Raw genomic sequence first — 19,379 nt, 5'->3', positions numbered from 1 at the left:
CTGAATTGCCGGTCCGCCTCGGCGAAATCGCGACGCGGGTCTCCCGTCCCCGATACTACAGCCAAAGATTTGATTGCCGGGTTTTTTGCGAGCCTTGCCGATCGAATGAATGGCCAGGCTCGCAGGAACGGTTGGGAAAGCGCCGAAATCAGCAAGAGAGCTGAAGGCTAGGCCGTGCCGGCGCGGGTCGGCCGATCCATCACGCGGCGCCCCATCAGGCTGGCGACGAGATCGACCATCAGCAGAGCCGTGCGGCCACGATCGTCGAGGAAAGGATTGAGCTCGACGAGATCGAGGCTGGCGACCAAGCCGCTGTCATGCAGCATCTCCATGATCAGATGTGCCTCACGGAAAGTCGCACCACCCGGCACCGTGGTGCCCACGCCCGGCGCGATGCCGGGATCGAGGAAATCGACGTCGAGGCTGACATGCAGCACCCCGTTCGCCTCGGCCACGCGGCGCAGGAAGGCCTGCAGCAGCGGGCCGACGCCATGCTCGTCGATGGCTCGCATGTCATGCACGGTGACGCCGGCAGCGGCGAGCGCCGTCCGTTCGGCCGGATCGACGCTGCGGATGCCCATCATGCAGATGTGGTCGGGCTTCACCGGTGCAGCAAGCGGGGGAAAATAGCCTTCGAAGCCAGGCTGGCCGGTGGCATAGGCAACCGGGCAGCCGTGGAGATTGCCGCTCACCGTCGAGTCCAGCGTGTGAAAATCGGGATGGGCGTCGAGCCACAGCACGAAGAAGGGCCGTCCCGTCTCGGCTGCCCGGCGGCTGAAGCCCGCCAGCGTGCCGGCGGCCATGCCGTGATCGCCACCGATGACGATCGGCAGGCCTTCGGCCCCGAGGCGATAGGCCGCTTCGGTGAGAGCCTCGGTCCACGCCACCACTTCGGGCAGGTGCTTGATGGCGGGATTGGCGTGGCGGATCGCACGCTGGGGAGTGGGAGTGAGATTGCCGCGATCCTCGACGCTGTGGCCGAGTTCCTGCAGGGCACCGGCCAGGCCGGCGGCCCGAAAGGCGCTCGGGCCCATGTCGCAGCCGAGCCGCCCCGTGCCTTCCTGCAGTGGCGCACCCAGCAAGATACAATGTTTCGAAGTCATGAGAGCCTCTTGAAAATCGGCGGCAGTCTATCGCCCAGGCTTGGCGGTATGAACGATGCAAATTGGCAAAAGGCTCAATATACCTTATCGAATTGGCATAAACTCCTGATCATTTCGGCAGGCTCATGGACGACATCGACCGCCAGCTCCTCACCTTGCTGCGCCATAACGGCCGGCGCAGCATTTCCGACCTCGCCGGCGAACTTGGCCTGTCGCGCGCCACGGTGCGGGCGCGGATCGAGCGCATGGAAGCCCAGGGCGACATCATCGGCTATACGGTGATCCTCAAGGCCGACGCGATCGCCATGCCGGTGCGCGGCATCGTGATGATCGAAGTCGAAGGGCGGGCAGCCGACCGGGTCATCGACATCCTCGGCGGCTTTCCGGAAATCAGTGCCGTGCATACCACCAATGGCCGCTGGGACATCGTGGTGGAGTTCGCCACCCTCAATCTCAGCGACCTTGACGCCGTGCTGCGTCGCGTGCGCCTGATCCAGGGCGTCACCGCCTCCGAGACCCACCTGCTGCTCGCCACGCCGCGCAGCACGCAGGCACGGCTGTAGAGACGTCTTCGGCAGGACTGCCGCCTCCGCACACGCTCACGCCAACGATACTTTCATCCGGCCCGCTGCTGTGCTTGACTGGGGTGCCACAGGCCTTGCCGGTGGATATCCCGGCGATATCTACCGCGGATCGCAGTCCCATGGAGACCCAGCACAAGCTTTCGGAGTGATGGAATGAGCGCAGTCAGCATCCGACCTGCCCATCTCGACGATGCCAGAGCCATGGCCGACCTGCATGTCGCGGTCTGGCGCCACACCTATCATGCCCTCGCGCCCTCCAAGGCCTTCGTCGTGCTCGACGAAGAGCATCGCTTCGCCAGTTGGCACAAGCGGCTGACCTCGGCCGCTACAGACCAGATCGTGCTGCTGGCCGAGAGCGGAGCCGGACTGGTCGGCTTTGCCGCGGCGGGCCCCCCCTCGCAGGCGATCTTCGACGGACGCAGCGAGATCAAGCACCTCTATGTCGATCCGCTGCACAAGCGCCAGGGCATCGGGCGAACCCTGCTCGAAGCCATCGCGGCACGGCTGGTCGAACAGGGACGCCGAAGCGCCGCCATCGGCGTCGTCGCCGGCAATCAGCCGGCGATCGCCTTCTACGAGGCGCAGGGCGGCAGGCAAGCTGGATCCTATACCGACCCCGGCCCGCTCTGGCGCTCGCATAACCTCGTCTATGCCTGGGACGATCTAGAGGCGCTCGTCAGGCGGCAACCTGTGTCTTCGGCTCCTTGATCCGGTACCAGGCCACGTAGAGGGCCGGCAGGAACAGGAGCGTCAGCACGGTTGCCACCAGGATGCCGCCGATCATGGCATAGGCCATCGGTCCCCAGAACACTTCGCGGGCGATCGGGATCATGCCCAGACTCGCAGCCGCGGCCGTCAGCATGATCGGGCGCATGCGGTGGACGGTTGCGTCCACCACCGCCGTCCAGCGATCCATGCCCTCTTCCTCGTGATCCTCGATCTGTTTCACCAGGATCACCGAATTGCGGATGATGATGCCGATCAGCGAGAGAATGCCGAGGATGGCAACGAAGCCCATCGGCTGGTTGAAGGGCAGCAGGCCGAGCACCACGCCGATCAGGCCGAGCGGCGCCACGCTGACCACCAGGAACAGTTTCTGGAAGCTCTGGAGCTGGATCATCAGGATGGTCATCATGGTCAGAAGCATGATCGGCACGATGGCGATGATCGGTCCCTGGCCCTTGGCGGATTCCTCCACCGCGCCGCCGACCTCGAGCTTGTAGTGGTCGGGAAGCTGGGCCTTGAACTGCGCCAGCTTCGGCGCCAGCCGCTCGACCACGGTCGCTGGCTGGACATTGCCTTCCAGCGCTGCCCGTACCGTGATGGTGGGCAGGCGCGAGCGCCGCCAGACGATGGGCTGCTCCATGCCGTAGCCGATATTCGCCACCGCCCGCAGTGGCACCACCGTGCCGCCGGAAAGCGGGATCTGCAGGTTCTCCAGCGTCTCCACCGAATTGCGCTGGTCCGCCGTCGCCCGGCCGACCACGTTGATCAGATAGATGTGGTCGCGCACCTGGGTGAAGGCGGCCCCCGCCAGCGTGCCGTTGAGGATGGAGGCGATGTCCTGCGAGGTGACGCCGAGCAGCCGGGCCTTGTTCTGGTCGACCTCGACCTTGAGCACGCGCGCCGGCTCGTTCCAATCGAAGGTGATGGTGCCGAGATTGGGATCGGTCGCGATCAGGCCGGCCAGCTTGATCGCCTGCTCGCGCACCTTCTGGATATCGGCGCCGCTGACGCGATATTGCACCGGGCGCCCGACCGGCGGGCCGAGTTCGAGCGGATGCACGAGAATGTCGATGCCGACGAACTTGTCGCGCGCCAGCACCTCCAGCTTCTTCTGCACCCGATCTCGCGCCTCGATATCCTTGGTGACCACGACGGCCTGGCCGAAGAAGGGATTGGAGAGCTGCTGGTCGAGCGGCAGATAGAAGCGCACGGCGCCCTGGCCGATATAGGAACTCCAGCGCACCACGTCGCCATCGCCGGCCAGAGCCTTCTCGAAGCGGTCCATCTGCGCCTTGGTTTCGCCGATGGCACTGTTCTGAGGCAGTGTCATGTCGACCAGGAGTTCAGGCCGGTCGGATGAGGGGAAGAACTGCTGCTGCACATGGCCCATGGCCACGACAGAGGCGCCAAGCAGGCCGAGGCAGATTGCAATGGTGACCCAGCGCCATCGCATGGCCGCGAGCAACGCGCTCTTGAAAGCGGCGGCGAAGCGGCCCGGCTTCTCGTCGTGCTTCTTCATGGTGGCCGGCAGCACCGTCACGCCCACCAGCGGCGCAAACAGCACGGCGACGATCCAGGACACCAGCAACGCAACCGCGATCACCACGAACAAAGTGAAGGTATATTGACCGGCCGAGCTCGAATTGAGCCCGATCGGGATGAAGCCGGCCACCGTCACCAGCGTGCCGGTCAGCATCGGAAAGGCGGTCGAGGTATAGGCGAAGGTCGCAGCCTTGAGGAGGTTGTCACCCGCCTCCAGCCGGCTGATCATCATCTCGACCGTGATCATGGCATCGTCGACCAGAAGGCCGAGGGCGATGATCAGCGCGCCCAGCGAAATGCGCTGCAGGGAGATGCCCGTATATTCCATCACCAGGAAGACGATGGCCAGGACCAGGGGAATTGAAATCGCAACCACCAACCCGGCACGCAGGCCGAGGCTGACGAAGCTGACCGCCATCACGATGATCACGGCTTCGAGCAACGCCCGGGTAAAGCCGGAGATCGCCTCCTCGACCACCGCCGGCTGGTTGGAGACCAGATGCACGCCGACGCCGACCGGCAGGGTCGCGGTAACCTCGGCCATGGCTTCCTTCAGGTCCTCGCCGAACTGGAGGAGGTTGCCGTTGGGCGCCATGGCGATGGCCAGGCCAATGGCGGGCTTGCCATCGAAGCGAAACAGCGAGCTCGGCGGATCGACATAGCCGCGTGTGATGTTGGCGACGTCGCTCAGGCGGAAGAAGCGGTCATTGACGCGCAAATTGATGGCACTGAGGTCCTGTTCCGACTTGAAGCCGCCATCGACGCGCACGCTGACGCGGTCCTGGCCGGCCTGGATCACACCGGCGGCCGATACGGAGTTCTGCGCCTGCAGGGAGGCGATCACCGCCTGGCGGTCGAGCCCGAGACTGGCAAGACGCGCGGTGTCGAAGTCGAGATATACAACCTCGTCCTGCGCGCCGAGAATCTGGGTCTTGCCGGCATTGGGCACCGCGAGCGCACGGTCGCGGACCTGCTCCACATAGTCGCGCAGTTGCCGGAAATCGATCCCGTCGGCGGTGAAGGCATAGACATTGCCGTAGACGTCGCCGAACTCATCGTTGAAATAGGGTCCCTGCACACCGCTCGGCAGGGTGTACCAGATATCGTTCACATGCTTGCGTATCTGGTAGAAGGCATCGCTCAGCGCCCGGCCATTGGTGGTGTCCTTCAGGTTGACCATGATGGTGGCCGTACCGGGCCGGGTATAGCTCTTGGTGTAATCGAGCGCGCCGATCTGCTGGAGTTCCTTCTCGACCCGGTCGGTAACCTGGTTGAGGGTCTCCTCCAGCGTCGCCCCAGGCCAATTCACCTGGACGACCATGGTCTTGATGTCGAAGGAAGGATCCTCCTCGCGGCCGAGCCGGACATAGGAGAGGGCCCCGGCGATCACCGAGGCGATCATCAGATACCAGATGAAGGAGCGATGCTTGAGCGCCCAGTCGGACAGGTTGAATCCGCTCATTTATGCCCCTCTGGGTTCTGGCTACGCTTGAGATCGATGGCCTGGCCGGCCTGCAGAGTGCCGACGCCGGCCTCCACCACAATGTCGCCGTTCTCCAGGCCATCGACGACGGCATAGCCCGCCTTGCGGGAGACCAGCTTCACCGGCCGGGCCGTGACCACGGCCTTGACCGGATCGACGATCCAGACCGATGGCTTGTCGGCAGGGCCAGCCAGAGCCGAAACCGGAACGGCGATGTAGGGAGCGACCTTTCGCGTGGCCGAGACCGAGATGGTGGAGCCGAGGCGGAAGGCATTGGGTGGATCCTGCAGCGCCAGGCGAGCCCGGCGGGTGCGTGTCACCGCGTCCGAAGCGGGGGCGAGCTGGCGCAGCGTGGCGGTCGTCCGGATGCTTGGCTCGCCCGCAAGGACGACGTCGAAGCTGGCATAGGCCTTGAGTTCGTCCGACAGATAATCCGGTACATCGACCACGGCCTCGCGCACATCGGGCCGGGCCAGGGTGACGATGATGTCGCCGGCCGACACCACCTTGCCGACATCCGAATTCACGGCGGTGATCACCCCCTCATAAGGAGCCACCAGTTCGGCATAGCCGAGGACATTCTGGGACTGCCGCAGCGAGGCCTCGGCCTGGGACACCTTGGCTGCGGCGGTCTCGCGGGCTGCCACCGCCGTGTCGACCTGGGCCCGGGAAGCCGTTTCGGTGACCACGAGGGCACGGCTGCGGTTCTCTGTCAGCACGGCATTGGCGAGCTGTGCCTTGGCGTTGGCAAGGTCGGCCTGGGCCGATTGCACGGCTAGCCGCAGCAAGGTGGCGTCGACGGCCGCCAGCCTGGCGCCCTGCTTGACCCTGTCGCCGACATTCACTTCGCGCGCGATGATGCGCCCGCCGACCTGAAAGCCGAGATTGGTCTGGAAACGGGCATCGACACTGCCGACGAAAGGCCCGAAACTCGCCGTATCGACGCTGCGGGCCGTCAATGTCAGCACCGGCCTGGCAGGCTCCTGGGACAAAGCCACGGCCACGGGAAATGCGCCGATGAGCAGCGCGGATATGGCAGCGCCGAGTGTGGTTGGCCTCATTGCCCTTGCTCCAAGACTGTTTCCACGCTCTGGACGGTTTTCTCGATCTGGACAGTCTCGACAATCTGGCCGGGGCGCAGCAACTGGCCGCCCTGCACGACGACGGCCTCGCCATCCTCGAGCCCGCCCGACAGCACGACGTCATGGGTGGTGTAGCGGTCGAGCGTGACTGCGCGCGGCTGCGCCTGATGTTGATCGGCTGTCACGGTCCACACCGCCGGCTTGCCCTGCCATTCGAACAGCGCCGAAGCCGGCAGCACGAAACGCCGCTGCGGGGCAAGGCTCGCCTCACCGCGCACTGCCGTGCCCAGCGACATGCCGGGTGGCGTCTCCTTGAGGCCGATCTTCACCCGGATCGTGCCCTTGCGGGCATCGACGATGGGCGAGACCTCCCGGACATGGCCGGTGGTTTTCACACGAGGGTCCGCCACCAGCGTGATGCCGACTTCGGGCGAACCCGGCGGCTTGTCGATCAAGGCTTCATAGACGTCGAAAACCGCGTCTCGCGGCCCGTCCTGCGCAATGCTGACCACGGTCTGGCCGGCCTGCACCACCTGCCCCGTCTCGGCGTTGCGTGCCGTCACCGTGCCGGCGACACCCGCGCGAAGACCGGCGTAGCCGAGCTGCTCCTTGGCCTGTTCGACCTGGGCCGTCGCGGCCGAAACCGACGCCTGTGCCACACTCAGATTCTCCTGCGCCGCATCGAGGGAACTTTGCGAGGTGGCATTGCTGGTGATCAGTGTCTTCTGACGCTGATAGGCTGCCTGGCTCTGCTGCAGTTGCGCTTGCGCCGAGGCAAGGGCGGCGTTGGCGGTGTCGAGGGCGATGCGTTGTTCCTGCCCGTCGACGCGAGCCAGTACCTGGTCCGGCGTGACATGATCGCCGACATCCACCAGCCGCTCGATGATGCGCCCGCTCACGCGGAAGGAGATATCGCTCTGCACCTGGGCCTCGACATCGCCGGTCAGGCTGACGCTCGGCCGGTAATCCGTGGCCCGGGCCGTGACGATGCCGACGCGCGCCGGCGGCCCTCCGCCCCAGGCGATGGCAGGCGAGAGCATCGCGACCAGGCCTCCGAAAAGAAGGGCACGGCGCAATTGCATGGGATTGCCGAGGTTTGAGATCATCGTCGCCCTCGCTGTTTCATGCGAATGTCGTTCGATTGGGTCGTTTCGGCGGGAAGGCCCGAGCCCTTGCAGTCCACGCATCGCCCTTGCCGCTCCGCAGCGTCCGGAGCAAACCGTGTTCAAACGAAAACACCGTCCTGCTCCATCTTCTTGTTTCGACGCGACTCTGCGATTCAAGGCGATTCCGCCAAATCGCAAAACGCTTTAGGAAGATCACTCAGCCAGCAGCGGGACTCCCCGCTTGCACGGCGTTCCCATATCAATTAAAAACAAAACCGTCCAGACGGTTTTTATTATATCGAGATCGTTCCAGGAATTATGCCCCAGACTCCTCCCCCGCCCCAAACTCTTCGCGCGCGCAAGTTGCAGCGGCGCAGCATGGAAACCATCGGGCAGATCCTGACCGCTACCGTCGGCGTGATCGAGCGCGTCGGCGTTCACAACCTCACCATCGATCTGGTGGCGGCGGAAGCCGGAGTCAGCAAGGGCGGTGTGCTGCACCACTTCCCGACCAAGACGGCCCTGATCGTCGCCGCTATCAGCCAGGACATGGAAACGCTGATGATGGAAATCGACGAAACCGCGGGCTCGACCGTGAATTTCGCCTCGGCCTTGGCTCAGTTCGCCCGCCGCATCGCTCTGGAGGAAGGCGGCGTGTCGCCGGCGTTCCTGGTGACCGCCGCCGAAATCCCGGAAGCGGCCTCCGTGCTTGCCACCATGTTCAGCACATTGGTCGAGAGGGCAAACAAGGACGGCAAGGCCGGGAGCATCGACTCAACCCTGGTGCTGTTCGCGTCCTACGGCATTCTCATCAGCCTGGGCATGAAGTCCTTCCAGCCGAGCGCGGAGCAATTGGCCACCCTGTTCGAGAAGCTGGACAGTTTCGCCGCCAAGGCCTGATGTCGCGGCCAGGTCCTTTTACTCGGAACCTTGCTCACTCTCGTCCGGAAAAAGGCGCGGTGCGGAGCTCTTGATGAAATCGATGAACGCCCGCAGCGGCGCAGGAACCAGACGGCGCCCGGGATAGTACAGGAAGGGGCCGGAGAAGCGCTCCCACCAGGGTTCGAGGACGGGTTCGAGGGCCCCGCTGTGGAAATGGGGGCGCAACCAATCCTCAAACAGATAGATGATACCGGTGCCCGCAATTGCGGCATCGACGGCCAGATCCGTCGCCGTGCCGACGCTCACCAACAGCGGCCCCGTCGTATCGACGGTCACGACCTCGCCATCGCGCTCGAATTCCCAGGCCGGCATCGCCCCGGATGAAAATCGGCCATGCAGGCAGGCGTGATGAAGCAGATCGCGCGGGTGCTCTGGCCGCCCCCGTCGATCGAGATAAACAGGCGCAGCCGCGGCGGCAAAGCGCTGCACACGCGGCCCGATGGGCACGGCTATCATGTCCTGCTCAAGCCGCTCGTCGTAGCGGATGCCGGCATCGCAGCCGGCCGCCAGCACGTCGACGAAGCTGTCCTCGGCCATCACCTCCAGGCGGATATCGGGAAAAGCGGCCAGGAAATCAGGCACGATCGCCGGCAGCACCAGCCGAACCGCGCTGACGGGCACATTGAGCCGGAGCGTCCCAGCCGGCTTGTCGCGAAAACCGTTGACGACGTCCAGCGCCGCCTCCATCTCGGTCATGACCGGGCCGAGCCGTTCGAGCAGGCGCTCGCCGGCCTCGGTAGCCGCGACACTGCGCGTCGTGCGGTTCAGCAGCCTGACACCGAGCCTCGTCTCCAGCCGGCTCACCGCCTCGCTCAAACCAGACGGACTGGCACCGCTCGCACGGGCACCGTCGCGGAATCCCCCAGCACGCGCGACGGTCATGAAAGCATGGAGATCGTTGAGGTCGACTTTCACTGTTCGTAACTCCGAACAACCTGTCCCAATTATGACTGATTGTCGCGCAAGTTGACAGCCCCTAGCTACGCAGGACGAACAGGAGATCGGCTATGACCACAATCGAGCAGTCCGGTAGTTTCACCCTCGGCGACCGTCATGTGAGGCGGCTCGGCTATGGCGCCATGCAGCTTGCAGGGCCGGGCGTGTTCGGCCCGCCCCGGGATCACGATGCGGCATTGGCCGTGTTGCGCGAGGCCATCGCATCCGGCGTGAACCATATCGACACCAGCGACTTCTACGGCCCGCACATTACCAACCGGCTGATCCGCGAGGCCCTGCATCCCTATGCGGACGATCTCGTCATCGTCACCAAGGTGGGCGCGCGGCGCGGGGAGGACGCTTCATGGATTCCTGCCTTCTCGCGGGAGGCCCTCACCCAGGCTGTGCATGACAATCTTCACAATCTCGGGCTCGATGTCCTCGATGTCGTCAATCTGCGCGTCATGTTCGACGTTCACGGGCCGGCCGAGGGCTCGATCGAGGCACCGCTCAGCGTCCTGGCCGAGCTTCGGCAACAGGGCCTGATCCGGCATGTCGGACTGAGCAACGTCACCGCAACGCAGATCGCGGAAGGACGCCGCATCTGCCCGATCGTCTGCGTGCAGAACCACTATAACCTCGCCCACCGGGCCGATGATATCCTGATTGACGATCTCGCCCAAGAAGGTACCGCCTATGTGCCCTATTTCCCGCTCGGCGGGTTCACGCCGCTGCAATCCTCGACGCTGTCGGAGGTTGCCCAGCGCCTCGAAGCTTCACCGCTGCAGGTCGCGCTGGCCTGGCTCTATCGCCGCGCGCCCAACATTCTGCTGATCCCGGGCACCTCCTCCGTGGCGCATCTGCAAGCCAACCTCGCCGCGGCAAAGCTCGATCTGCCGGAAGACGAGGTCGCCGCGCTCGATCGCATTGCGGCCGGGCATTCCTGAGGGAAGCAAGTGAGCCGCCTGGAATGATCCGTTCCCCATCTCGCTCTTTCGCGAGATGGGGGTGCGCCTCGCCCTAGTGGAACAGCTTCAGCGCATTGGAGAAGGTGATCCACACACCCCACAGGATGGGAATGCCGACGGCGAGCCAGGCCAGGACGGCTGGCCCGTTCAATCCGCCCCGCCCGATGCCCGAGGATTTCCCCTCTTGCGTCTGGCCGCGCTTTTGCAGGGCCGCAACCTCGGCATCGCTCATGAACCAGCGGGAAGCCACCGGCTTGATCATGAGGTTGACGACGAAGCCGACGGCCAGCATGCCGGCAAGGATATACATGGTGCGGTCATAGACCTGCGCGCGCGGTACACCCGCGGCGATTTGGGCATCGCGAATGTAATTGATCACCACCGGACCAACGATCCCCGCCGTCGACCAGGCCGTCAGCAGCCGGCCGTGGATGGCACCGACGAACTGGGTGCCGAACATGTCGGCGAGATAGGCCGGCACCGTCGCAAAGCCGCCGCCATACATCGAGACGATCACGCAGAAGAAGGCGACGAACACCGCCAGCAGCCCGGCATGGGCGGCCCAGGGCGCCGAGGCATAGAGCACGATGCCGAGGCCGAAGAAGGTGGCATAAGTGAGCTTGCGCCCGAGCTTGTCGGAAAGCGAGGCCCAGAAGAAGCGTCCGAAGATGTTGAACAGCGACAGCAGGCCGACGAAGCTCGCGGCGATGGTGGCGACCAACTTGGCCTGCCCGGCATCGAGTGTCGCAAAACCGATCTCCGGCTTGTCGATCAGGGAACCGGCGAAGATCTCCTGCAGCATGGGCGAGGCCATGCCGAGCACGCCGATGCCGGCCGAGACGTTGAGGCAGAGCGCGGCCCAGATCAGCCAGAATTGCGGGGTCTTGTGGGCATTGGACAAATGGACATGGCCCGAGGTGATCATGGCCTTGGTGCTTTCGGGCGGCGTCCATCCTTCCGGTTGCCAACCCGCCGGCGGCACGCGATAGCCGAAGGCCCCCGCCATCATGAAGACGAAATAAACAACCGCCAGCGTCACGAAAGTCTGCCAGACGCCGACACTATCGGCGCTCTTGAAATGGTTCATCAGGATGTCGGCCAAGGGCGAGCCGATCATCGCACCACCGCCGAAGCCCATGATGGCCATGCCGGTCGCCATGCCACGCCGGTCGGGGAACCATTTGACCAGCGTGGAGACGGGCGAGATGTAGCCCAGCCCCAGGCCGATGCCGCCGATCACGCCCGAACCCAGCCAGATCAGCCAGAGTTGGTGGATGTAGACGCCTATGGCCGAGATAAGCAGCCCGCCGCACCAGCACAGCGCCGCCACGACGCCGGCCTTGCGCGGCCCGGCCCGCTCCAGCCAGCCGCCCCAGATCGCCGCAGCCGAGCCGAGCAGCACGAAGAAGAGCGTATAGGTCAGGGTCAGGTCGGAGACGCGCCAGTCACAACTCGTGGTGAACAGGGCCCGCCCAAGACCGACGAGAGCGCCCCAGAAGCCCGGATCGACCGCGCAGGCTACCGGCTTGGTTATGCCAAGCGCCTGTCCTAGAGGCAACCAGAACACGCTGAAGCCATAGGCCATGCCGATGCACAAATGGATGGCCAGTGCCGCAGGTGGCACGAGCCAGCGATTGAACCCCGGCCGTGCAACGATGCGCTCTCGATCCAAAAGCCCAGGAGACAGACCGCCGCTCCCGGCGGAAACACTGCTGTTCATTGGTGCTTCCTCATTATTTTATTCTTAAATTCGTGGACGACGAGCCACTTCAGCACGCAAACTTCCACGAAACTGAGGAACACGCAATGACAGGACTGGTGAATTACTGAGCGAGAAACCCTCCATCCACCGGAAGCGTGTGGCCGGTCACCATGGCGGCACCGGGACTGGCGAGGAAGAGGATCGCCGGGGAGACCTCATGCGGTTCGGCGATGCGGCGCAGCGGCGTCATCGCTTCGATGCGCTGCATCAGTTCTGGCTGGGCCAGCAGGGGGGCGATGAAAGGCGTGCGCACATAGGTGGGAGCAACCGCGTTCACCCGGATGCGGTGCGGAGCCCATTCCACCGCCAGGGCACGGGTGAGATTGACGATGGCGCCCTTGGTGGTCTGGTAGGAGATGTTCGGGTAGATGCCGCCCCCCGACAAGGCCATGATCGAAGCCGTGTTGATGACGGCCCCGCCCCGCCCGGCCGCGATCATGTGGCGGGCCGCGGTGCGCGCGCACAGGAAGACGCCCGTCATGTTGACGGCCACCACCTTGTTCCATGCCTCCAGGCTGAGATCCACCGCGGCATCGCGGATGGCGAGGCCGGCATTGTTGACGAGAATGTCGATGCGGCCGTGGCGGGCGACGATCTCGGCGAAACGCGCCGCCACCTCGGCTTCGTCGGTCACATCCATGACGAGGGCCTCGGCAGGCCGGCTTCCCTCGACGCTGGCAAGCACGTCGTCTCCCACTGGCGCCCGATCGAGAATGACGACCTCAGCGCCCGCCGCGGCCAGGGCCTGCGCCGCCGCCAGGCCGATGCCGCTGCCGCCACCGGTCACCGCAGCAACCTTGCCCTCCAGGCCGAAGAAGCCGGAAAGGCTGACCGCGCCAGTTCCCCGCTGCTCTTGTTGTTCGTGCACGCCCATGATCGGTTTCCTCACTTGGCGCCTTCCTGGGAAGGGCGCCTGCGCAGTGCTACGACAGCGGCATGGACCGCCCCGGAGCCTGCTTGTTCTTGAAGCTGTGGCCGTCCTCGAGGCGGAACCGGGGTTCCGACTCAAAAGTCCGACATAATTATCTCTGGCATCAAACCGGATCGCGCGGAAGGCCGGAAATGCGAGAGCACCGTGCCACGGCCCAGCGCCCGCGTTCTGGCTGAAAACGATGCGACAACAAAATCTTACAGCACCGAACCTGATGCATGAATCGAGGCTGACGTCGCCTGTTGGCGCAGATGCTCCGTACACGCCTCCACGAAGGCCCTCAGCTTGGGTTGGCTGCGGCTCGTCCTGGGAAAATAGATGAACAGGCTGTCGCCCGCCGGCGAAAACTCTTCCAGGACCGGCTCGAGCAGCCCCTGTTCCAACTCCCGGGCCGATTGCAGGGTCGAGCCGTAGAGCAGCCCCATGCCCTGCACCGCCAGCGCACGCAGCAGGCCGGGATCATTGGAGACGATGGTGCCGGGCGGATCGATGCTGAGCGCCTGGCCGTCGCGCTCGAATTCCCAGCGATAGATATCGCCGACATCCGGACGTCGATATCGCAGGCATTCATGTCGGGCGATGTCCTCCAGCATCTGCGGCCGCCCCTGCTGGGCAAGATAGCCCGGAGCCGCCATCACCACCCAGCGGAAGATCGGCGTGACACGCACGGCGATCATGTCCCTGTCGATGAATTCACCGACACGAATGCCGGCGTCGAAACCGCCTTCCACCAATTCGGCATGGGTCGAATCCACGGTCACATCCACCCGCATCTCCGGCCAGCGCCGATGGAACTGCGGCAGGACGGGTTCGAGCACATGCACGAGCGCCATGCGATGCACGAGCAGGCGCAGCGTGCCCGAGGGTTTCAGCCGCGACTGCACGAGTTCGTCGAGCGTCCCGACGATGGTTTCGGCTGCCGGGCCGAGTTGGGAAAGCAGCCGCTCGCCATCCTCGGTCAGGGCGATGCTGCGCGTGGTCCGATGCAAAAGCGGCAGGCCGAGCCGTCGCTCCAGCGCCTGCAGAGCCTGGCTCACCGCACCTGGGGTAACCCCCAACTCGATCGCCGCGGCCCGAAAGCTGCCCCGGCGCACGATGGCGAGGAATTCGGAGAGGCCGTCGAACGGGTCACTGCGTGCCATATCCGAACCGTACAATCAAAACCGTCATGTCAAATCATGCGCTCTCGCCTCGAGGCGTTCGCATGGCTCGACAAGGGCTGAAGAGAATTCCGCCTCATGGCAAATCGCCTCACGAGGAGCCCTCCTGCATGTCGGCCCGCAATTGCGCCAGGGCACGGCGCAGCCCATGGAGTTGATCCGTAAGATGCAAGATGACGTCGATGCCCTCGTCATTGGCTCCGATATCGTCCTTCAAATCCCGGATCAGGCGGGCGCGTGCGAGATCGATCTCGGTGAATTGCACGCCGGCATCGGTCTGCCGAGGGATGAGCCAGCGCTGCTCAAGCCACAATTCCAGCGTCTGCACCTGGAGGCCGGAACTTGTCAGAAATTCGTGCTTGTTCATGCTCATGATGCTCCATCCTCACGCGGATCGAAGTCCTTCCCCCTGGCCCAGTTCGAAACGAAGGCTTCGAGTTCTGGGTCCGGTGGCTTCGGCAGAACCACCTTCAGCTTGACGAACTGGTCGCCCTGACCGCCGCCACGGCGGGGAGCGCCCTTTCCTTTCAGGCGCAGGGTCGTGCCGGTATTCGAGCCTTTCGGCACCGACATCGTCACGTCCCCCGTGGGGGTGGGAACCCGCACCCGTCCTCCCAGCACAGCTTCCGACAGCGAGATCGGCAGTTCGAGCGTGATGTCGTCGCCCTCGCGCGTGAAACGTCGATCCGGCAGGACTTCCACTTCGATCAAGGCATCGCCAAAACTGCCCGCTCCCGCGCCCGGCATGCCCTTGCCCTTCAGGCGAAGGGTCTGTCCATCCACCAGGCCCGCTGGAATCTTAACGTCGAGTGTGCCGCCCTCGGGCAGTGTCAGGCGCTTGTTCGCGCCCGTCACCGAATCGGCGAACTCGATCGACATCCGATAATGCATATCGTGGCCACGCCGGTTTGCACGGGCCCGCTGCCCCCGCCTCAGGAGCTCGGCAAAGGCATCCTCTTCGTCCATGAAATCGGCAAAACCGGAGGCGTCCGCATAGGGGTGATCCTGGTCCGATCCTGCGTATTCCCGGTAGAAATGCTGCGGCGGCCGTTCCGCCCCGCTCGCATCGATCTCGCCATTGTCGAAACGCTTGCGCTTGTCTGCATCGCTGAGCAGATCGTACGCACCCGTGACTTCCTTGAATTTGTCTTCCGCGCTCTTGTCTCCGGGGTTGAGATCGGGATGCAGCTTTTTTGCAAGCTGGCGAAAGGCGCTCTGGATCTCGGCGGGAGACGCCGTCGAGGCAACACCGAGAACCTCGTAAGGATTTCTCACAATCGGCTCCGACGCGATTCGAATGGCGAGGAAACAGCGTTCGCGGATGCTAATGCCTTTTGCGATGAGACGGAATGAAGAACCGCCTCAGAATTGACGGCACGGGCTTCGCAAAGCGCTCCGCGTATCCCTCCATCATTGTATAGCACGGCTATATAGCGTGTGGAGCAGTCGCCGGCTTTTGATACCGGCCGCCATGGCCTAACCTCCTTGAGGACGCGAGACGAGATCCCGCGCCTTTCCATGCCGCATGGACGGCAGGATCCCTTCATTTCACGGACATCATCTCATGCGCTACAAGACACTTGGCGGCACTGGCCTGCACGTCTCTGAACTTTGCCTGGGCACCATGACTTTCGGCGGCGGCAATGAATTCTGGAACGCGATCGGCCAGCTCGACCAGACGGTCGCCGACGGCATCGTCGCCCGCGCCCTCGACGCCGGCATCAATTTCATCGACACCGCTGACGTCTATTCCGGCGGCCTGTCGGAGGAGATCACCGGACGGGCCATCGTCAATTCCGGCCACAAGCGTTCGGACGTCGTGCTGGCGACCAAGGCCTTCGGCGTGGTCGGCACCGGCCCGAACGACCGCGGCGCCTCGCGCGGCCACATCATGGATGCGGTCAAGGCGAGCCTGAAGCGGCTCGGCACCGACTATATCGACCTCTACCAGATCCACGGCCTCGACCGCATAACCCCGATCGAGGAAACCATGCGTGCCCTCGATGATCTCGTGCGCCAGGGTCACATACGCTATGTCGGCGTCTCCAACTGGTCGGCCTGGACGATCATGAAGGCCCTCGGCCTCGCGGACCGGCATGGCTGGACCAGGCCCTCGACCTTGCAGGCCTATTACACCATTGCCGGCCGCGACCTCGAACGCGAGATCGTCCCGCTGCTGGAAGCCGAAAAGCTCGGCCTGATGGTGTGGAGCCCGCTTGCCGGCGGCCTACTCTCCGGCAAATATGACCGCGACGGCAATGGTCCCGAAGGCTCGCGTCGCGCCAGCTTCGACTTCCCGCCCGTCGACAAGGAGCGCGCCTTCGCCTCCATCGACGTGATGCGCGAGATCGCCGCGACGCATGGCGTCTCCGTCGCCCGCATCGCCCTGGCCTTCGTGCTGCATCAGCGCTTCGTGATGTCGGTGATCATCGGCGCCAAGACCATCGAGCAGCTCGACGACAATCTGGCTGCCACCGACGTGGTGCTGAGCGAGGAGGAACTCGCTCGCCTCGACAAGGTGAGTGCCCTGCCGCGTGAATATCCCGGCTGGATGATCGAACGCCAGAGCGCCACCCGCCTGCCGACGCCCCAGGGTTGAGCATCGGGCCGAAGGGGATGGCCATCGCCTGCCTCTTCGGCCAGGATGGCGCGGCATTTCATCGGAGACAGCCGCTTGGGTACCGTCAGGACCGCCTATTTCATCACCCATGCGGAAGTCGAGATCGATCCCTCCATTCCCGTGCCGCAATGGCGTCTCTCAACGAAGGGACGAGCCCGGCACGAGGCCTTCAACCGGCACGGCTTCGTGGCTGGAATCAGCGCCGTCTATGCCAGCGACGAGCGTAAGGCTCGCGATGGCGGCGAGATCCTGGCGAGCCCTCTCGGCCTGGAGCTGCAGATCGAGCCGGCCCTGCACGAGAACGACCGATCGGCCACCGGCTTCCTGCCGCCTCACGAATTCGAGGCAACCGCCGACGCCTTCTTTGCCAATCCCGAGCAGAGCATTCGCGGCTGGGAGCGGGCCATCGACGCCCAGGCCCGCATCATCGCAGCCGTCGAGGCCATCCTGGACAAGGATGGCGGCAGCGGGGACATCGCCCTCGTCGCCCATGGCGGGGTCGGCGCCCTCCTGCTTTGCCATCTTCTGTGCGTGCCGATCGACCGCCGTTACGACCAGGCGCCGGGCGGAGGCAATTACTTCGCCCTCGACGTGACGAGCCGCCGCCTGCTGCATGGCTGGCGCCGCATCGAGCCGTAGAGTTATCCGCTTCCACGCACAATCGTTCAAGATCGCCGTCCAGCGCGAAGATACCATTCCACGATTGGAAATTTCGGAACGAGAAACGCGTCGTCATGCCAGTCGGCTTCATCGGTCTCGGCGTCATGGGGGAGCCCATGGCGCTCAATCTTGCACGGTCGGGAACACCGCCGGTGGTCTGGAACCGCTCCCCGGACAAATGTGCCAGCCTGCAGGCGGCGGGGGCCGAGGTTGCCGGCAACCCCGGTGAGCTCTTCGCCAAGGCCGGCATCGTGATCCTGATGCTGGCGAACACGGGCGCGATCGATGCGGTGCTCGGCCGGGACACCAGCGATTTCGAAGACCGGGTCGCCGGTCACATCATCGTGCAGATGGGCACGATCTCACCGGAGGATTCGCGCCGGCTCGACCAGGATATCCGCGCCGCCGGCGGCCACTATGTTGAAGCCGCGGTTTCCGGCTCCCGCAAGCCTGCCGAAGCCGGGCAGCTCGTGGCCATGCTGGCGGGCGACGCCGAGGCACTCGCCCAGATCCGCCCCCTGATCGACAGGATGTGCCATCAGGCCTTCGATTGCGGGGCCGTTCCCGGCGCATTGACGATGAAGCTCGCCGTCAACCTGTTCCTGATCACCATGGTGACCGGCCTGGCCGAGGCCGCCCATTTCGCGGAGCGGCACGGCCTCGACATGCAGCAATTCCAGGCCATCCTCGATGCCGGCCCGATGGCGAGCCCGGTCTCCCGTATCAAGCTGGCGAAACTGGTCGAGGGCGATTTTGCGGTGCAGGCCTCGATCGCCGATGTCTTGAAGAATAACCGCCTGGTCTCGGAGGCCGCCCGCCGCGCCGGGCTCGCCTCGCCCCTCCTCGATGTCTGCCACGCCCTCTATGGCGAAACACAGGATCTCGGCCACGGCTCGCTCGACATGGCGGCGGTGATCCGTGCCATCGAGGCGCGGACAGCGCATTGAACAAGGCGAAAACCCTGCCGCCGCGCTGCCATTGACACAGGAGTGCTATTTCGGCGCGGGGTGACTGCCGCCTGATGTGTGATCCGACGGCTTACCAGCACCACCCGGCGACGGCATGTCGCCACCACCCGAGGGCGACACGTCACCGCCACCAAACGTATTGCGCGGCCCGACCACGGCGCCCCAGGCCTCGCCGACGCGCAGGCGGCTCCAGGGTGCAGGCTTGGCTGGCGCAGCCTGCATACCGGTGAGCTCGGTGCCGAAACCAGGGGTAAGCCGCACCGTTCCCCCCTTGGTGGCGACGTCGACGACACCATTCTCGACATAGACGCCGAACTTGCCCCAGCTCGGCCCGGCGAAGAACCGGGTGCCGCGAGCGGCGATCAGCCCGAAAGGCGTGGTAACGCTGAGTTCGCCCGAGGGCCGGTCATGCGGGCGGTCGAACAGAATGGCACCCCGCTCGAGCACCAGCCTGCCGCCACGGTCGACCAGGAACTTGTCGATACGCACTCTCGTGCGGGCGCCGAGCAGCAAGCGGGTGGCCTCACCCAGTTGCGCCGACAGTCGCGCGCTCTCGCCGGTCGCCAGGAGATCGTTGAGATAGACGGGATCGCCGACGGCAAGCAGACGTGTCTGGCCGCGGGCCTGCGCTGTGCTTTCGCCGCTGGCGCCCAGAATCGAGCCAGCCTCCACGGCCGCCCGAGCCAGGACTCTCTCCGGCCGCAGCCCGGCAAGCAGCAGGCCAGCCAGGAGGGAACGGCGATGGATCGGCATGATGAGCTTTCCAAACGAGGGGTGGCGGATCACGGGAAAACCGGACCCGACAC

Annotated in this window: 18 protein-coding genes; 7 read left to right on the top strand and 11 right to left on the bottom strand. The window is 64.7% G+C overall.

Going from position 1 to position 19,379, the window contains the following annotated elements; genetic code table 11:
* Positions 1-167: 167 nt before the first annotated feature.
* Positions 168-1,103: an arginase gene (rocF, locus tag ACR9ZN_RS30100; RefSeq protein WP_454813039.1), complete on the bottom strand. Its 936-nt coding sequence runs from the start codon at positions 1,101-1,103 to the stop codon at positions 168-170.
* Between the two features lie 125 nt (positions 1,104-1,228).
* Here rocF and ACR9ZN_RS30095 point away from each other — a divergent pair, with 125 nt between their 5' ends.
* Positions 1,229-1,666: an Lrp/AsnC family transcriptional regulator gene (locus ACR9ZN_RS30095; protein ID WP_454813037.1), complete on the top strand. Its 438-nt coding sequence runs from the start codon at positions 1,229-1,231 to the stop codon at positions 1,664-1,666.
* A 174-nt stretch (positions 1,667-1,840) separates the two neighbouring features.
* Positions 1,841-2,395: a GNAT family N-acetyltransferase gene (locus ACR9ZN_RS30090; protein WP_454813035.1), complete on the top strand. Its 555-nt coding sequence runs from the start codon at positions 1,841-1,843 to the stop codon at positions 2,393-2,395.
* On the opposite strand, the gene ACR9ZN_RS30085 is transcribed toward ACR9ZN_RS30090, so the two are convergent.
* The 3 genes from ACR9ZN_RS30085 to ACR9ZN_RS30075 are packed head-to-tail and all read right to left on the bottom strand — an operon-like array spanning position 2,364 to position 7,626.
* On the bottom strand, positions 2,364-5,417 hold the full coding sequence (locus ACR9ZN_RS30085) for an efflux RND transporter permease subunit (protein WP_481273959.1): 3,054 nt from the start codon (positions 5,415-5,417) through the stop codon (positions 2,364-2,366). The genes ACR9ZN_RS30090 and ACR9ZN_RS30085 overlap by 32 nt on opposite strands.
* Positions 5,414-6,499: an efflux RND transporter periplasmic adaptor subunit gene (locus ACR9ZN_RS30080; protein ID WP_481273958.1), complete on the bottom strand. Its 1,086-nt coding sequence runs from the start codon at positions 6,497-6,499 to the stop codon at positions 5,414-5,416. Before ACR9ZN_RS30080 ends, ACR9ZN_RS30085 begins: the two co-directional genes overlap by 4 nt.
* On the bottom strand, positions 6,496-7,626 hold the full coding sequence (locus ACR9ZN_RS30075) for an efflux RND transporter periplasmic adaptor subunit (protein ID WP_481273957.1): 1,131 nt from the start codon (positions 7,624-7,626) through the stop codon (positions 6,496-6,498). The genes ACR9ZN_RS30080 and ACR9ZN_RS30075 overlap by 4 nt, the downstream gene beginning before the upstream one ends.
* A gap of 378 nt (positions 7,627-8,004) precedes the next feature.
* Here ACR9ZN_RS30075 and ACR9ZN_RS30070 point away from each other — a divergent pair, with 378 nt between their 5' ends.
* Positions 8,005-8,526, top strand: coding sequence for a TetR/AcrR family transcriptional regulator (locus ACR9ZN_RS30070; RefSeq protein ID WP_434955276.1), 522 nt, complete (start codon positions 8,005-8,007; stop codon positions 8,524-8,526).
* Positions 8,527-8,544: 18 nt separating this feature from the next.
* On the opposite strand, the gene ACR9ZN_RS30065 is transcribed toward ACR9ZN_RS30070, so the two are convergent.
* Entirely contained in the window at positions 8,545-9,483 is a 939-nt protein-coding gene (locus ACR9ZN_RS30065; RefSeq protein ID WP_481273956.1) for a LysR family transcriptional regulator, read from the bottom strand.
* A gap of 92 nt (positions 9,484-9,575) precedes the next feature.
* Here ACR9ZN_RS30065 and ACR9ZN_RS30060 point away from each other — a divergent pair, with 92 nt between their 5' ends.
* The gene (locus ACR9ZN_RS30060) at positions 9,576-10,451 is read left to right on the top strand and encodes an aldo/keto reductase family oxidoreductase (protein ID WP_481273955.1); all 876 of its coding nucleotides are present in this window, start codon (positions 9,576-9,578) and stop codon (positions 10,449-10,451) included.
* Between the two features lie 73 nt (positions 10,452-10,524).
* Here the strand turns inward: ACR9ZN_RS30060 and ACR9ZN_RS30055 are convergent, their stop codons facing one another.
* The 5 genes from ACR9ZN_RS30055 to ACR9ZN_RS30035 form a co-directional block, all read right to left on the bottom strand.
* On the bottom strand, positions 10,525-12,192 hold the full coding sequence (locus tag ACR9ZN_RS30055) for an OFA family MFS transporter (RefSeq protein WP_481273954.1): 1,668 nt from the start codon (positions 12,190-12,192) through the stop codon (positions 10,525-10,527).
* A gap of 103 nt (positions 12,193-12,295) precedes the next feature.
* Positions 12,296-13,123, bottom strand: coding sequence for an SDR family NAD(P)-dependent oxidoreductase (locus ACR9ZN_RS30050; RefSeq protein ID WP_481273953.1), 828 nt, complete (start codon positions 13,121-13,123; stop codon positions 12,296-12,298).
* A gap of 239 nt (positions 13,124-13,362) precedes the next feature.
* Positions 13,363-14,307 carry a LysR family transcriptional regulator gene (locus tag ACR9ZN_RS30045; RefSeq protein WP_481273952.1) on the bottom strand — a complete coding sequence of 315 codons (945 nt, stop codon included), beginning with the start codon at positions 14,305-14,307 and terminating at the stop codon, positions 13,363-13,365.
* Between the two features lie 109 nt (positions 14,308-14,416).
* A complete protein-coding gene (locus ACR9ZN_RS30040) occupies positions 14,417-14,692 on the bottom strand; it encodes a chaperone modulator CbpM (RefSeq protein ID WP_454816692.1) in 276 nt (91 codons plus the stop codon).
* A gap of 2 nt (positions 14,693-14,694) precedes the next feature.
* Positions 14,695-15,600 (bottom strand): DnaJ C-terminal domain-containing protein, encoded by a 906-nt coding sequence (locus ACR9ZN_RS30035; protein WP_481273951.1) that lies wholly within the window; start codon positions 15,598-15,600, stop codon positions 14,695-14,697.
* A gap of 289 nt (positions 15,601-15,889) precedes the next feature.
* On the opposite strand from ACR9ZN_RS30035, the gene ACR9ZN_RS30030 reads away from it, so the two are divergent.
* From ACR9ZN_RS30030 to ACR9ZN_RS30020, 3 genes are all read left to right on the top strand, one after another.
* Entirely contained in the window at positions 15,890-16,924 is a 1,035-nt protein-coding gene (locus ACR9ZN_RS30030) for an aldo/keto reductase (RefSeq protein WP_481273950.1), read from the top strand.
* A gap of 75 nt (positions 16,925-16,999) precedes the next feature.
* Complete coding sequence (locus tag ACR9ZN_RS30025) at positions 17,000-17,584, top strand: histidine phosphatase family protein (protein WP_434955268.1); 585 nt, start codon at positions 17,000-17,002, stop codon at positions 17,582-17,584.
* A 95-nt stretch (positions 17,585-17,679) separates the two neighbouring features.
* Positions 17,680-18,552, top strand: a complete 873-nt coding sequence (locus ACR9ZN_RS30020) for an NAD(P)-dependent oxidoreductase (protein ID WP_481273949.1) — start codon at positions 17,680-17,682, stop codon at positions 18,550-18,552.
* Between the two features lie 45 nt (positions 18,553-18,597).
* Here the strand turns inward: ACR9ZN_RS30020 and ACR9ZN_RS30015 are convergent, their stop codons facing one another.
* A complete protein-coding gene (locus tag ACR9ZN_RS30015; protein WP_434955266.1) occupies positions 18,598-19,326 on the bottom strand; it encodes a FecR family protein in 729 nt (242 codons plus the stop codon).
* Positions 19,327-19,379: the final 53 nt, after the last annotated feature.

The organism is Labrys sp. HAY1-8F, from assembly GCF_056754975.1.
The sequence above is the reverse complement of the archived record's forward strand: the minus strand, read 5'-3'. Positions and strand labels throughout refer to the sequence as shown.

Bases quoted from the DNA above. Each gene is read 5' to 3' on its own strand.
- ACR9ZN_RS30070 (WP_434955276.1), top strand. From the start codon at position 8,005: ATGGAAACCATCGGGCAGATCCTGACCGCTACCGTCGGCGTGATCGAG.
- ACR9ZN_RS30090 (WP_454813035.1), top strand. From the start codon at position 1,841: ATGAGCGCAGTCAGCATCCGACCTGCCCATCTCGACGATGCCAGAGCC.
- ACR9ZN_RS30080 (WP_481273958.1), bottom strand. From the start codon at position 6,499: ATGAGGCCAACCACACTCGGCGCTGCCATATCCGCGCTGCTCATCGGC.
- ACR9ZN_RS30060 (WP_481273955.1), top strand. From the start codon at position 9,576: ATGACCACAATCGAGCAGTCCGGTAGTTTCACCCTCGGCGACCGTCAT.
- ACR9ZN_RS30015 (WP_434955266.1), bottom strand. From the start codon at position 19,326: ATGCCGATCCATCGCCGTTCCCTCCTGGCTGGCCTGCTGCTTGCCGGG.
- rocF (WP_454813039.1), bottom strand. From the start codon at position 1,103: ATGACTTCGAAACATTGTATCTTGCTGGGTGCGCCACTGCAGGAAGGC.
- ACR9ZN_RS30040 (WP_454816692.1), bottom strand. From the start codon at position 14,692: ATGAACAAGCACGAATTTCTGACAAGTTCCGGCCTCCAGGTGCAGACG.
- ACR9ZN_RS30030 (WP_481273950.1), top strand. From the start codon at position 15,890: ATGCGCTACAAGACACTTGGCGGCACTGGCCTGCACGTCTCTGAACTT.
- ACR9ZN_RS30085 (WP_481273959.1), bottom strand. From the start codon at position 5,417: ATGAGCGGATTCAACCTGTCCGACTGGGCGCTCAAGCATCGCTCCTTC.
- ACR9ZN_RS30075 (WP_481273957.1), bottom strand. From the start codon at position 7,626: ATGATCTCAAACCTCGGCAATCCCATGCAATTGCGCCGTGCCCTTCTT.
- ACR9ZN_RS30095 (WP_454813037.1), top strand. From the start codon at position 1,229: ATGGACGACATCGACCGCCAGCTCCTCACCTTGCTGCGCCATAACGGC.
- ACR9ZN_RS30055 (WP_481273954.1), bottom strand. From the start codon at position 12,192: ATGAACAGCAGTGTTTCCGCCGGGAGCGGCGGTCTGTCTCCTGGGCTT.
- ACR9ZN_RS30020 (WP_481273949.1), top strand. From the start codon at position 17,680: ATGCCAGTCGGCTTCATCGGTCTCGGCGTCATGGGGGAGCCCATGGCG.
- ACR9ZN_RS30045 (WP_481273952.1), bottom strand. From the start codon at position 14,307: ATGGCACGCAGTGACCCGTTCGACGGCCTCTCCGAATTCCTCGCCATC.